At 67.5% G+C, this 13,638-nt stretch carries 14 protein-coding genes and 1 pseudogene; 7 read left to right on the top strand and 8 right to left on the bottom strand.

What is annotated here, in order from left to right; all coding sequences use genetic code 11:
• Positions 1-359 precede the first annotated feature (359 nt).
• The 4 genes from AAHM44_RS23145 to AAHM44_RS23160 all read right to left on the bottom strand — a co-directional run bounded on the left by AAHM44_RS23145 (position 360) and on the right by AAHM44_RS23160 (position 2,764).
• The gene (locus AAHM44_RS23145; RefSeq protein WP_184164262.1) at positions 360-1,667 is read right to left on the bottom strand and encodes a hemolysin family protein; all 1,308 of its coding nucleotides are present in this window, start codon (positions 1,665-1,667) and stop codon (positions 360-362) included.
• A gap of 73 nt (positions 1,668-1,740) precedes the next feature.
• Positions 1,741-2,172 carry a nucleoside deaminase gene (locus tag AAHM44_RS23150; protein WP_342251476.1) on the bottom strand — a complete coding sequence of 144 codons (432 nt, stop codon included), beginning with the start codon at positions 2,170-2,172 and terminating at the stop codon, positions 1,741-1,743.
• Positions 2,173-2,270: 98 nt separating this feature from the next.
• Positions 2,271-2,444, bottom strand: coding sequence for a YqaE/Pmp3 family membrane protein (locus AAHM44_RS23155; protein ID WP_269573033.1), 174 nt, complete (start codon positions 2,442-2,444; stop codon positions 2,271-2,273).
• 23 nt (positions 2,445-2,467) lie between these two features.
• Positions 2,468-2,764, bottom strand: a complete 297-nt coding sequence (locus AAHM44_RS23160) for a hypothetical protein (RefSeq protein ID WP_184164256.1) — start codon at positions 2,762-2,764, stop codon at positions 2,468-2,470.
• A gap of 173 nt (positions 2,765-2,937) precedes the next feature.
• On the opposite strand from AAHM44_RS23160, the gene rpmB reads away from it, so the two are divergent.
• Entirely contained in the window at positions 2,938-3,234 is a 297-nt protein-coding gene (rpmB, locus tag AAHM44_RS23165) for a 50S ribosomal protein L28 (protein WP_116839891.1), read from the top strand.
• Positions 3,235-3,309: 75 nt separating this feature from the next.
• Positions 3,310-3,390: pseudogene (locus AAHM44_RS23170) on the top strand.
• A 4-nt stretch (positions 3,391-3,394) separates the two neighbouring features.
• Here AAHM44_RS23170 and AAHM44_RS23175 read toward each other — a convergent pair.
• From AAHM44_RS23175 to AAHM44_RS23190, 4 genes are all read right to left on the bottom strand, one after another.
• Complete coding sequence (locus AAHM44_RS23175; RefSeq protein ID WP_342251470.1) at positions 3,395-4,393, bottom strand: esterase-like activity of phytase family protein; 999 nt, start codon at positions 4,391-4,393, stop codon at positions 3,395-3,397.
• Between the two features lie 189 nt (positions 4,394-4,582).
• Entirely contained in the window at positions 4,583-5,305 is a 723-nt protein-coding gene (phbB, locus tag AAHM44_RS23180; protein ID WP_269573035.1) for an acetoacetyl-CoA reductase, read from the bottom strand.
• Between the two features lie 37 nt (positions 5,306-5,342).
• Complete coding sequence (gene hemH / locus AAHM44_RS23185) at positions 5,343-6,350, bottom strand: ferrochelatase (RefSeq protein ID WP_342251471.1); 1,008 nt, start codon at positions 6,348-6,350, stop codon at positions 5,343-5,345.
• Entirely contained in the window at positions 6,347-8,587 is a 2,241-nt protein-coding gene (locus AAHM44_RS23190; protein WP_342251472.1) for a xanthine dehydrogenase family protein molybdopterin-binding subunit, read from the bottom strand. Before AAHM44_RS23190 ends, hemH begins: the two co-directional genes overlap by 4 nt.
• A gap of 53 nt (positions 8,588-8,640) precedes the next feature.
• On the opposite strand from AAHM44_RS23190, the gene lgt reads away from it, so the two are divergent.
• The 5 genes from lgt to AAHM44_RS23215 all read left to right on the top strand — a co-directional run bounded on the left by lgt (position 8,641) and on the right by AAHM44_RS23215 (position 13,511).
• Complete coding sequence (gene lgt / locus AAHM44_RS23195; protein WP_446746019.1) at positions 8,641-9,570, top strand: prolipoprotein diacylglyceryl transferase; 930 nt, start codon at positions 8,641-8,643, stop codon at positions 9,568-9,570.
• A gap of 89 nt (positions 9,571-9,659) precedes the next feature.
• Positions 9,660-10,664, top strand: a complete 1,005-nt coding sequence (locus AAHM44_RS23200) for a class I SAM-dependent methyltransferase (RefSeq protein WP_269573039.1) — start codon at positions 9,660-9,662, stop codon at positions 10,662-10,664.
• On the top strand, positions 10,661-11,164 hold the full coding sequence (locus AAHM44_RS23205) for a GNAT family N-acetyltransferase (RefSeq protein ID WP_269573040.1): 504 nt from the start codon (positions 10,661-10,663) through the stop codon (positions 11,162-11,164). The genes AAHM44_RS23200 and AAHM44_RS23205 overlap by 4 nt, the downstream gene beginning before the upstream one ends.
• 8 nt (positions 11,165-11,172) lie before the next feature.
• Positions 11,173-11,943, top strand: coding sequence for a peptidoglycan editing factor PgeF (pgeF, locus tag AAHM44_RS23210; protein WP_342251474.1), 771 nt, complete (start codon positions 11,173-11,175; stop codon positions 11,941-11,943).
• 257 nt (positions 11,944-12,200) lie between these two features.
• Complete coding sequence (locus AAHM44_RS23215; protein WP_342251475.1) at positions 12,201-13,511, top strand: cystathionine gamma-synthase family protein; 1,311 nt, start codon at positions 12,201-12,203, stop codon at positions 13,509-13,511.
• Positions 13,512-13,638 lie beyond the last annotated feature (127 nt).

Genomic DNA, 13,638 nt, shown 5'->3' on the forward strand with positions numbered 1-13,638 from the left:
GGGGGGGGGGTCTATTTTTTATCTTCCGGCCCCCCCGCCCCGCCGCGCCCCCGGGTTTTTCCGGCCCCCCCCCTAACCCCCCGGGCCCCCGGGTTTGGGCGGGGGAGCGGCCCTGCCGCGCTTGCAATGCAGGATTTCGTCTGCTGGCCGGCGCGGCCAGCCCCCTGGGCCGGCCGCTCCTTGGACCGGTTGGAAAAATAGGATCACGCCCGCGCAAGAAAGTTGCGAGGTGCACCGCGCTCCCGGGAAAACAGGGGAAATGGCGGGCCGCGAAACCCGCTCTTGGCCTGTACTTCGTGTACTTTCGCGAGTCGCCGCGCACGCGCTGTTGGAAGCACGGGCGGCGCAGCGCCCGCCCGTTACTTCTCCGCCCGGTCGACCAGCAGCTTGTCGATCTTGCGCCCGTCCATGTCGACGATCTCGAAACGCCAGCCCTGCTCGACAAAGCTCTCGCCCTCGGTCGGCAGGTGCTTGAGCACCGCCAGCGCCAGGCCGGCGACGGTGGCGTAGTCGCGGTCCTCGTCGAGATCGAGGCCGAGCTTCTCGGCCAGCAGGTCCGCCGGCATCTGGCCCGAGACCAGCAGCGAGCCGTCCTCGCGGGTCACGATATTGGGATTGTCGCCCGGCTCGACGTCCGATGCCAGCTCGCCGGCGATCGCCGCGAGCAGGTTGGCCGGGGTCACAATGCCTTCGAAATGGCCATATTCGTCATGCACCAGCCCCATCGGCACCTCGGCCCGGCGCAGCGCGCCCAGCGCGTCCATCGCATCGACCGTATCGGGCAGGATCGGCGCCTCGCGCATCAGCTTGCGCAGGTCTAGCGCCTCGCCGCGGAACAGCGCGGCGGCGATGTCGCGGGCCTGGACCACGCCGATCACCGTATCGACCGAGCCCTCGGCCACCGGCAGACGGGTGTGCGGCGTGAGCAGCAGCGCCTCGCGGATGCCGTCGGCGTCGAGGTTCACATCGACCCAGTCGACATCGGTGCGCGGCGTCATCACTTCGCGCACCGGCCGATCGGCAAGGCGGACGACGCTGGAGATGATCGAGCGCTCATGCTCCTCGATCACGCCCGACTTGCTGGCCTCGGCGACCAGCAGGTGCAGCTCCTCGGCGGTGACCCGGTTCTCCGATTCGCGGTCGAGCCCGATCAGGCGGAAGATCAGCTTGGTCGTCGAATCGAGCAGCCAGACCAGCGGCGCGGTCAGGCGGCTGATCCACAGCAGCGGCACCGACACGAGCACCGCGATCGGCTCGGGCGAGCGCAGCGCGAACTGCTTGGGCACCAGTTCGCCCGCGACCAGCGAGCCGAAGGTGGTGAGGCCGATGACGATCGCGATGCCGAGCGTGTGGGCCAGCTCGTCACTGACCCCCAGCAGCGCGATTCGCTGCGCGGTCGGCTCGCCGAGGCTGGCGCCCGAATAGGCACCGGCAATGATGCCGATCAGCGTGATGCCGATCTGCACGGTGGAGAGGAACTTGCCCGGATCGGCGGCGAGCTGGATCGCGGTACGGGCGCCCGCACCGCTGCGACCAGCCCGGGCCATGGCCTCCAGCCGCGCAGTGCGCGACGAGACGATCGCCAGCTCGGACATCGAAAAAAGGCCGTTGAGAACGATCAGCGCGAAGATGATCGCTACGTCTATCCAGGGGAAAGGCGCTAACATGGTGTGGCGCCTTCATATCCGCACAGGGGGCCATGCGGCAACCGGTGTTGCATCCGCGCAATGAAATGACAGCTTAGCCGCGCCGTTCGCGGAAGAAATCGCGCAGGATCTCGCCTGCTTCGGCCTCGCCGATGCCGGGGTAGAGCTCGGGCCGGTGGTGGCAGGTGGGCTGGCTGAAGAAGCGGGGGCCATGCTCCACCGCGCCGCCCTTGGGATCGCCGGCGCCGTAATAGACCCGCGCGATCCGGGCATGCGCGATCGCGCCGGCGCACATCGCGCAGGGCTCGAGCGTCACCCACAGGTCGCAGTCCTCGAGCCGCTCGCGGCCCAGCCGCTCGGCAGCGGCGCGAATCACCCGCATCTCGGCATGGGCGGTGGGGTCGTGGAGCGTGCGCGGCGCATTGGCCGCGGTGGCGATTACCTTGCCGTCATGCACCAGCACCGCACCCACCGGCACCTCGCCGGCCTCGGCGGCCGCTCGGGCGGCATCGAGCGCCAGGCGCATCGGTTCGGGGAGCGGGAACATGGAAAGGTGCGTAGCCGAGACGGCTGTTCTTCCCAAGTGTTCCCCGGCGAAAGCCGGGGATCAGTTAAGGGGATCAGTTAAGCAGTTGCCGGTTCGGCAGGCTTCGCGGACGAATCGCGCAGCACGCTCCACAGCGCGAACGCGACACCGGGCAGGAACCCGAGCACCGTCAGTCCGCACGTAATCCAGAAGTCGCGCCCCGCACCCCTTGCCAGGTACGTGCCCAGCGGCGGCAGCAGGATCGCCGCCACGATGGGTCCGGGGCGCACTGCCATCACTTCGCGGCGGGCGTCGGCGTCGGAGTGGCGCCGGCCTGCTTCACTTCGATGGTGGGCAAGGTGACCGTGGTGTTCTTCATCTCTACCGTCGGGACTGCAACGGTCGTGTTGGTGGTTCCGATCCCCACCGATCCCGTTTCGGCCTTGAATTTGGGCAACTGGCCGCCCTTCGCATCGAAGGTGATCGTGGGCATGGTCGCACCCTGCTGCTGCTCGATCCGCAGCATGCCGACCGACATCAGCACCACGACGGCAAGCGCGATCAGTCCGATAAGCACGAGAATTCCACGCATCGCTTCATCTCCCCAATTGAATCGTTTGCGTAATCAACGCCGCATCAACCATGGCGGTTGCATGGGTACAAGGCGTTTCTTCGAGCGAATCGGTTGACGCTCCGTCCCATTACGGTTATTCGCGCCGCCTTTCCGGCCGTGGTTCGCCAGGGCTCAAACCAGGATATCAAGCGATGTCGCGCATTTGCGAGCTGACCGGCAAGGGCCGGCAGGTGGGTAACAACGTTTCCCACGCCAACAACAAGACCAAGCGTACGTTCCTGCCGAACCTGCAGAACGTCACGCTGATCAGCGATTCGCTGGGCCGCAGCGTGCGCCTGCGCGTTTCGACGCACGGCCTGCGTTCGGTCGAGCACAATGGCGGCCTCGATAACTGGCTGCTCAAGACCAGCGACGACGATCTGTCGCTGCGTGCCCGTCGCCTGAAGCGCGAAGTGCGCAAGGCGTCGGCCGAGAAGACCGCGGCCTAACAGCCCGTTCCTTCGACGGCTCAATGCGAGCCCGTTCTCCAGGCGGAGGGCGGGCTTTTCGCATGTGCGGATTCCGCCGGCGTGACGGAATTGGTAGACGTATCGCTACAGCGATCCCGGTAGACCGGGTGCGGGTTCGATCCCCTGCCGCCGGCAACCCTCAGCGCTTCGCGAACTCGATCCGGAACTTGAGCAGCAGCGACCATTCCCAGAATTGCTGGTTGTCGTCCGAGGCGATCCACAGGATCGTGTCGTCGCCTTCGCGGGTCACTGCCAGCGCCTCGTAATTGTCGTGGAGCAGCGGCGCGGCCAGCGTGGCGATCTCGGTGCCGCGCAACACCGCGCCGGGGCGGATCGCGCGGGGATCGATCAGGGTCAGCTTGGCGGTGAACAGCCCGGACACCGAGAAGCGCCGGTTGAGCACGATCAGCCGGCCATCCGGCAACTGCACCGCGTCACTTGGGTCGTACAGCTCATTGGGCGGCATGTAGACGAAGCGGACCGGCTTGGTGCCCGGAATGGTCGGGTCACCGGGAAACAAAAGCCCCTCGCGACCGATCCGGCTGCCCTTGGGCCGCGAAGTCTCGCCGAGCACGACGAAGCTGCCATCATGCAGGCGCACCAGTGATTCGGGCCCGCCATTGTCCGACCAGTCGCGCATCGCGGGCGGGCGGGCACTGCGCTCGGCACGGATAAGGTCCGCGTCATAGCGCCAGATCGCGTTATATTGCTCGAAACCGACCCAGACCTGCCCGGTGGCCGGATCGCTGGTCATCGATTCCGAATCGCGATCCGCCTTGAGCCAGCCGTTTCTCGGGCCATCCGGCAGGTCGCCGAACTGCACGTCGCGCGGCGCCCAGTCCTTGCCCATGCGGAAGCGGATGAAGGTGCCCCCATCGCTGAGCAGGGTGAAGTCATCGCCCTTGACCCGCATCGAGGAGAAGCCACCGAACGCCCGCTCCGGGCTCCTGAGCCTGATGCCGCCAAGATAGGTGAGCGCCCCCACCCGAGTACGCGCGGGATCGTGCAGATCGAGCGGCACCCGCTCCACCGTCATCCGCGGCGTCCTGCCGAACAGGGCGCGGCCCTCGCGCCCCGACGCCGACAGCAGCAGGATGAATGCCAGCGAGAACAGGGCGATTGCGGAGCGGAACAGCATCACGCTCGCTCATAGCGACTGGGCGCCCGAGGACCAGTGCCGGAAAGATGAACGCCAGATGACCAGCGCGTTCAGGAGAAAATAAAGGGAACTGCGCTAGGACAAGGGTGTTGTTACGGCAGAACCGTTTTTTCCCTCGCGTAGCGTATCGAGGGCTGAGGGCCGCCCCAAGGGGCGGCCCTCGTCATATCAGTACATGTGCTGGCCGCCGTTGATCGACAGCGTCGATCCGGTGACGAAGCCGGCCTCGTCCGAGCAGAGGAACGCAACGCCGCGCGCGATCTCGTGCGCCTGGCCGAGACGGCCGACCGGGATCTTGGCGACGATCTTCTCGAGCACTTCGGGCGGCACCGCGGCGACCATGTCGGTGTCGATATAACCCGGCGCGATCGCGTTCACGGTCACGCCGAAACGCGCGCCTTCCTGCGACAGTGCCTTGGTGAAGCCGTGGATGCCCGACTTGGCGGCGGCGTAGTTGACCTGGCCGTACTGGCCGGCCTGGCCGTTGATCGAGCCGATATTGACGATGCGGCCCCACTTCCGGTCGCGCATGCCCGGGAACACCGCATGCGCCATGTTGAAGCAGCCGCCCAGGTTGATGCGGATCACATCCTCCCACATGTCACGGCTCATCTTGAGGATGGTGCCGTCGCGGGTGATGCCGGCATTGTTGACCACCACATCGACCGGGCCGAGTTCGGCCTCGACCTGCTTCACGCCCGCATGGCAGGCGTCATAATCGCCCACATCCCATTTGTACGAAGCGATACCGGTGCGCTCGGTGAAGGCCTTGGCCTTCTCCTCGTTGCCGGCATAGTTGGCGGCGACGATCATCCCGGCGTCCTTGAGGGCAAGGCTGATCGCCTCGCCAATGCCGCGGGTGCCGCCCGTCACGATCGCTACGCGTGCCATGCCTTATCCTCTCCAATTACCGGGGTTTCGCGAAACGCTAGGCAGGCTGGCTCCAGCCCGCAAGCTCCTCGCTCAAAATTGTACGCAACATCGCCATGCCGCCTTCGCTGTCGTTGAGACAGGGGAGATAGGCGAAATGAGTGCCGCCTGCGCCGAGGAACGTCTCGCGCCCGCGGATCGCCAGTTCCTCCAGCGTTTCGAGGCAGTCGGCCGAGAAGCCCGGTGCCAGGATCGCGACCTTCTTCGCGCCCTTGCCCGGCAGCGCCGCCAGCGTCGCATCGGTCGCCGGTTCGAGCCATCTCGCCCGGCCGAAGCGTGACTGGAAGGTGATGACCAGTTCGCGGCCCAGCGCCTGGCGCAGCAGCCGCGCCGTTTTCTGGCAGTGGCAATGATAGGGATCGCCCAGTTCCAGCGTGCGCGCCGGCATGCCGTGGAAACTGGCTAGGATCGCATCGGGCTCGAAATCGAGCTTCGCGAGGCTTTCCTCCACCGACGTCTTCAGCGCGGCGATATAGGCGGGATGGTCATGATAAGGCGGCAGCGTGCGGATCGCCGGCTGCCAGCGCAGCGCGGCCAGCGCTTCGAACGCCTTGTCATTGGCGGTCGCCGTCGTCGCCCCGCAATATTGCGGGTAGAGCGGCGCGATCAGGATGCGCTCGGCACCCTGCGCCTTCAGTGCGGCGATCCGCTCGCCGATCGCGGGCGAGCCATAGCGCATCGCGTAATCGACCAGCACCTGCTCGCCCCACGCGCCCTGGAGCGCCCGGGCCTGGGCCCTGGTGATCGCGGCGAGCGGCGAACCGTCCTCGCGCCAGACCTGCTGATAGGCATGCGCCGACTTCTTCGGGCGGGTGCGCAGGATGATGCCGCGCAGGATCGGCTGCCAGAGCAGCGGCGGAATCTCGACGACGCGCTGATCGGACAGGAACTCGCCGAGATAGCGCCGCACCGACGGCGCGTCCGGCGCGTCCGGCGTGCCGAGGTTGACCAGCAGTACGCCGATCTTCGGCGCGGCAACCGGCGGGTGATCGGCGGGCAGGGTCATTCGGCGTCCGAGAGCAGCGGCAGCACGCGGAAGCGCACCCCGCTTGCCGATTGCAGCGCGTTGGCGATGGCGGGCGCGACCGGCGGTACCGCGAGCTCGCTCACGCCGCCGGGATCGGCGCCGTTGCGCAGGATCTCGACGGTGATGTCCGGCGCGTCCGCCAGCGTCGGAAGGCCAAGCTCGGAGAGCTCGCGTACGTCCGCGACATTCTCGGTGAAGCTGGTCGAACCCGCGAGCGCCGCCGCCATGCCGAACAGCAGCCCGCCCTCGATCTGCTGGGTGACCAGGTCCGGGTTCACCACCCGCCCACAGTCCACAGCCGCTACCAGCCGCTCGACCTTGACCTTGCGTCCCTCGAGCCGCGCCTCGGCCATCACCGCGATATAGGAGCCGCGAAACGCATGGCAGGCGATGCCCTGGCCGCTGCCGGGCTGCCCGCCCTGCCAGCCGCCGAGTTGGGCCGCGGTCTGCAGGCATCGGGCAAGCCGCGTCTCGCCGCCAAGCATCGCCATGCGGAACGAGACCGCGTCCTGCTCGGCGACATGCGCCAGCTCGTCCATGAAGCTCTCGGTGAAGAAGCAGGTATAGCTATGCGCCCCCGAGCGCCAGTATCCGGTCGGCACGCCGATCGCGGCCGGATGATGGTCCACCGCATAATTGGCGATGCCATAGGCGGGCTGCGCACCTGCCACCGCCGAAGGATCGCCCTTGCCCGGCAGCGCTAGCGACGCCTGCACCACCGGATCGCCGCCGAGCAGCCGCGTCGCCAGCTCGCGCCCCGTCTCCGGCGTCGAGATCTTGGCAAGCAGGCCGGTCACCTGTCCCTGCGGATTGAGCTTGCCGGTCATCCGCCCGATCGCCGGCGGACGATAGCGGTCGTGCCGCATGTCCTCGCCGCGCGGCCAGGTGAGCTGCACTGGCCGGCCGACGCTCTGGCTGAGCAGGGCCGCCTGCGCCGCCACTTCATGCTCGAGCTTGGCGCCGAACGAGCCGCCCGCCATCGTTGCGTGCACCGTCACCGCGCCTTCCGAGATGCCGACCGCCCGGGCCGCCGCGGCACGCGCCAGCCCGGGTGCCTGGGTCGGCAGCCAGATCGAGAGCAGCCCGCCATGATAATGCGCGGTGCAGGTCATCGGCTCGAGTGCGGCATGGAGCGCTACATCGACGCGATATTCGGCCGACACCACCTTGGCGCCACGGAAATCGGCGGCGAGGTTCCCTGCCTCATGAACGCGGGCGCCGTCGGCATCGAACGCGGCGTTCAGCGCATCGGCGATCGAATCATTGTTGATCACCTCCTCGGGCGTCTTGAAGCGCGGACGCATCGCGTCGATCGCCTTCTCCGCCGCCCAGCCATTATTGGCGATCGTCGCGACCCAGTCCTTCGTGGTCACGATCGAGAGCATGCCGGGGATCTTGTTCGCCGCCGCCCGATCCAGCTTCACCAGCTCGGTCTCGCCGATCGGCCCCATCCGGATCGACGCGAACACCATGTTCGGCAGACGGACATCGGCGGCATAGACCAGGCTGCCATCAACCTTGGCCGGCGCGTCGAGCCGCGGCAGCGGCTGGCCGAAAAGCCGGTTGGTCTCGCCGGTACGCAGCGGCACGTCGCCGGGCACGCTTTCCGCCGCGGCTTCCACCGCCAATGCGCCGAAGCCGAGCTTCGAATTGCCGTGGATCACCTGGCCGGCGGCGGTGTCGCAGCTCTGCCATTCCGTCCCCCAGCGGCGCGCGGCCGCCTTGCACAGCAGCACCCGCGCAGTGGCGCCGGCATGGCGCAGCTGATCCTCGAAGCTGCGGATCGACGTCGAGCAACCGGTGAGCATCAGCCCCGTACGTGCGGCATGGGTGCGGCGCAGCTGCTCGGGCAGGCCGCCCAGCGCCAGCTCGAACAATTCCTCGGCCGCCAGCGGATTGGCGTAGAGCGGATTGAGCGGCGCCGGTTCGACGCCGACCAGCTTCCAGTCCGCGCCCAGCTCGTCGGCGATGATCTGCGGCATGGCGGTGAACACGCCCTGCCCTTCCTCGCATTGCGGCACCGCGACCGAGACATGCCCGTCGGTACCGATCTTGATCCAGGCGCCAAACAGGCTCTCGCCCGGCGCCGCGGTGAGATTGGGGAGATAGGTCCGCGGCCATACCGCCCAGGCGACCACCAGCCCCACGCCCACGCCGCCGCCGATCAGCAGCGTGCGCCGATCCAGCTTCTGGAGCTTGCCGACATCGACCTTCATCCCGCCCGCTCTATCCTGCGGCCCTTGATGTGTCATCCCCGCCCCAGTTGAAGATGCACTTGGGTTTGCACCGAGCCTGTTCTATCGGGGCGCTACACCCGGAGGGACCGACAGTGCTGCTTTCCACCCTGGCTGCCGCGGCGGCCGACCATATCCACTTCCAGGATCTCGGCCTGAACAAGGTCGCGCTCGATCTCGGCTTCTTCCAGATCAAATGGTATTCGCTGGCCTATATCGCCGGCATCCTGGTCGGCCGGTGGTATCTGCTTCGCATGATCCGCCAACCCGGCGCCCCGATGAGCAAGAAGCACGCCGACGACCTCGTCTTCTACGCGACGCTCGGCATCATCCTGGGTGGACGCCTTGGCTATGTGATCTTCTACGCGCCGGAAATGTTCCTCGAGCCACTGCGCATCCTGCGGCTGTGGGACGGCGGCATGTCCTTCCATGGCGGCGTGATCGGCACCACGCTGGCGATCATCCTGATGTGCCGCCAGCAGGGGCTGAACTGGCTGCGCGTCCATGACTATGTCGCCTGCTGCGCGCCCTTCGGCCTGTTCTTCGGCCGCCTCGCGAACTTCGTGAACGGCGAGCTGTGGGGCAAGCCGGCGGAACTGCCCTGGGCGATCGTCTTCCCCGGCGCCGGCCCGCTCGCCCGCCATCCGAGCCAGCTCTACGAGGCCCTGCTCGAAGGCGCGCTCCTGTTCGCCATCCTCGCCTACGCCTTCTGGCGCACCAAGGCGCGCTACGAGCCCGGCAAGCTCGTCGGCATCTTCCTGCTCGGCTATGGCTGTTTCCGCTTCTTCGTCGAATATTTCCGCGAGCCGGATTCGCAGTTCGCCGGCACGATCTTCGAGCATGTCATCCATATGGGCCAGGTGCTGTGCCTGCCGATGATCGCCGGCGGCATCTATCTGATCGTCACCGCCAAGGGCCGCCGCCAGCGCGTCGAGCCCACCCTCGGCGCGGAGAGCGTAGCCTGAGCGAGAACCCTCTCGACGCCCCGGCAGGGGAACGCGCGGCCAACGCCGCCGAGCCCCTGCTTGCCGAGCGGCTGGCCCGCGCCATCACCATGGCCGGGCCGATCCCGCTCTCGCAGTTCATGGGCGCCGCCAACGCGCATTATTATGGCACCCGCGATCCGCTGGGCGCACGCGGCGACTTCACCACCGCGCCCGAAGTGAGCCAGATGTTCGGCGAGCTGATCGGACTGTGGATCGCCGATATCTGGCAGCGCGCCGAGCAACCGCCGATCCGCTATGTCGAGCTCGGGCCGGGCCGCGGCACGCTGGCGGCCGACGCGCTGCGGGCGATGTCGCGCATCGGCCTCGCCCCACCCGTCGACCTCGTCGAGACCAGCCCGACGCTGCGCGCCGCCCAGGCCGAGCGCGTGCCGGGCGCCGAATTCCATCTCGACCTGGTCGGCCTGCCCGACGATGCCCCGCTGGTCTTCGTCGCCAACGAGTTCTTCGACGCACTGCCGATCCGACAGCTCATCGCCACCCAGGAAGGCTGGCGAGAGCGGCTGATCGCATGCCAGGACACGCTATTCCTGCCGATCGCTGGCGACCGCAGCTTCGACATGATCATCCCGCGCGACTACAAGGATGCCGCGCCCGGCTCGATCATGGAGACCTCGCCGGCAAGCGTCGCGGTGCTGCGCCAGCTCGCCAAGCGGCTGAACGACCAGGGCGGCGCGGCGTTGGTCATCGACTATGGCTATATGGGCCCGGCCCTCGGCGACACGCTGCAGGCGGTTAGGGGGCATGCCTATGCCAACCCGTTCGAAGAGCCCGGCGAGGCGGACCTGACCGCGCATGTCGATTTCGCCACCTTGGGCGAGGCCGCGCGCGCCGAAGGGCTGGTCGTCCACGGACCGGTCACCCAGGGCGAGTTCCTCACCCGCCTCGGCATCACCGAACGCACCGCCAGCCTGTCGCTCGCTTCGCCCGACCGCGCCGGCCAGCTCGCGACCGATCGCGAGCGGCTGACCGATCCCGAGCAGATGGGCGAGCTGTTCAAGGTGATCGCCTTCACCGCACCGGGCTGGCCGGTACCGGCAGGATTCAGCGAATGATCTACCGCGACGCCACCCCCGCCGATCTGCCCGCGATCGACGCGCTGTTCCGGGTCAGCTTCACCGCGACCTTCGGCCATCTCTACACGCCGGAGAATCTCGCGGCTTTCTTCGCCGGCTTCACCCCCGAGGCCTGGGCCGACGAGTTCGCTCAGCCCGACCTGCGCTTCCACCTCGCCGAGGACGAACAGGGACTGGCCGGCTTCGCCAAGACCAGCGCGCTCACCCTGCCTGCAACGGTGACTTCGCGCCCCCACGAACTCCGCCAGCTCTATCTCGACGAGCGCGCCAAGGGCAGCGGCGCCGCGCAGGTCCTGCTCGAATGGGCCGTGGAAGAGGGGCGCGCGCGCGGCGCCGACGAGCTCTGGCTGTCGGTCTATATCGACAACCACCGGGCGAAGCGCTTCTACGAGAAGAACGGGTTCGAGGACCGCGGCCCCTATATCTTCCTGGTCGGCGAGCATGAGGATGAAGACCGGCTGATGCGCCGCGCATTGTGAGTGACGAGATGACGAGTGAAGTCGAAGTTTTCCGCGCCCGCGCGCTGGACGGGATCGCGCATGGCTTTCTCGGCCGCAAAGGCGGCGTCTCCACCGACGCGATGGCCAGCCTCAATGTCGGGCTCGGCTCCACCGACGATCCCGATCTGATCGCCGAGAACCGCCGCCGCGCGACCGAAGCGGTGCTGCCCGGCGGCCGGCTCGTCTCGCTCTATCAGGTCCATTCGGCCGATTGTGTCACCGTTGCCGAGCCCTGGGAAGAGCGGGTGCGCCCGCATGCCGATGCGCTGGTCACCGGTCGCCCGGGCCTCGCGCTCGGCATCCTCACCGCCGATTGCGCGCCGGTGCTGTTCGCCGACAAGCAGGCCGGCGTGATCGGCGCTGCTCATGCCGGATGGAAGGGCGCGGTCGGCGGCGTCACCGATTCGACGATCGCCGCGATGGAAGCCCTCGGCGCCAGCCGCGATCGCATCGTCGCCGCGATCGGCCCGTGCATCGCTCGTGCTTCCTACGAAGTCGATCTCGGCTTCCTCCAGCGCTTCGCCGATGCCGATCCCGACAATGAGCGCTTCTTCACCGAAGGCCGGCGCGAGGATCACTGGCAGTTCGACCTCGAGGCCTATGTCGCCTCCCGCCTCGCCGCCGCGGGCCTGCGCACGATCGAGATGCTGGGGCAGGACACCTATGCCCAGCCGGAGCATTTCTACAGCTTCCGCCGCGCGACGCACCGGCAGGAGCCGGACTACGGCCGGCAGATCAGCCTGATCGGGCTCACCTAAGCCCATATCCACCGTCACCCTGAACTTGTTTCAGGGTCCAAGTCCGGGCTGGGCGACGCGCCCGCCCCGCAAGCGATACCGCCTGCGGCACCTTGGATGCTGAAACGAGTTCAGCATGACGAAATGGACGTGATCGACAGACCGCCGGCTCCGCCGCCACGCCGCGACCTTTGTGGCTTCTAGGACGTTTCAGGCTCCCCAACTCCGCCTGGATCGTTACAGTTGAAACAAAATAACCCGAGTCCCGGAGAGCCTGCATGACTGACGAAACCGAAGCCGATCTGACCGGCGGCACCCCGCGGCGACGCCCCAAGCCCTCGGCTGACAAGATCGGCAGCCGCCAGCTCAAGCCCAGCACGATGATGATGGGCCATGGCTATGATCCGATGCTCTCGGAAGGCTCACTGAAGCCGCCGATCTTCCTCACCTCGACCTTCGTCTTCCCCAATGCCGCGGCAGGCAAGCGCCACTTCGAAGGCGTCACCGGCAAGCGCCCGGGCGGCGCCGACGGGCTGGTCTATTCGCGCTTCAACGGCCCGAACCAGGAGATCCTCGAGGATCGCCTCGGCATCTGGGAAGGCGCCGAGGATGCGCTGGCCTTCTCCTCGGGCATGTCGGCGATCGCCACCCTGTTCCTGTCGATGGTCAAGCCAGGCGACACGATCGTCCATTCGGGCCCGCTCTATGCGGCAACCGAGACGCTGATCGCGCGCATCCTCGGCCGCTTCGGTGTCCACTGGCTCGACTTTCCCGCCGGCGCCACCCGCGAGGAAATCGACGCGGTGCTGAGCAAGGCCGCCTCGGGCAATGTCGCGCTGATCTATCTGGAGAGCCCGGCCAACCCGACCAACGCGCTGGTCGATGTCGAGGCCATGCGTGCCAGCCGCGACGCGATCTTCACCGGCGCCAACAAGCCGCCGATCGCGATCGACAACACCTTCCTTGGGCCGCTCTGGGCCCAGCCGCTCAAGCAGGGTGCCGACATCGTCGTCTACTCGCTGACCAAATATGCGGGCGGCCATTCGGACCTGGTGGCGGGCGGCGTGCTCGGCTCGAAGGAGCACATCAACACGATCCGGCTGATGCGCAACACGATCGGCACGATCTGCGATCCCAACACCGCCTGGATGCTGCTCCGCAGCCTCGAGACGCTGGAACTGCGCATGTCGCGTGCCGGCGAGAATGCGGTGAAGGTCTGCGAGTTCCTGCGCAACCATCCCAAGGTCGAGCATGTCGGCTATCTCGGCTTCCTCGAGGAAGGCTCGCGCCAGGCGGACATCTACAAGCGCCACTGCACCGGCGCCGGCTCCACCTTCTCGCTCTATCTGAAGGGCGGCGAGAAGGAGGCCTTCGCCTTCCTCGACGCGCTCAAGATCGCCAAGCTCGCCGTGTCGCTCGGCGGCACCGAGACACTGGCCAGCCACCCCGCCGGCATGACCCATCTCTCGGTGCCGGACGCGCGCAAGCAGGCGCTGGGCATCACCGACAATCTCGTCCGCATCTCGATCGGCGTCGAGGATGCCGACGACCTGATCGCTGACTTCGAGGAGGCGCTGAAGGCGGTCTGAGTCATCGGTTTGCGAGAACGGATCCCCGGCGAAGGCCGGGGCCCAGGGTTTCCGGCCGATTCACTCGTGACCCTGGGCCCCCGGGGTGGGCCGGGGGGGGCGGCGGGGGGGGGGTTTTTGTTTTGGG

Origin of the sequence: Sphingomonas sp. OTU376, assembly GCF_038440415.1 — a bacterium.
Classification (GTDB): domain Bacteria; phylum Pseudomonadota; class Alphaproteobacteria; order Sphingomonadales; family Sphingomonadaceae; genus Sphingomonas; species Sphingomonas kyeonggiensis_A.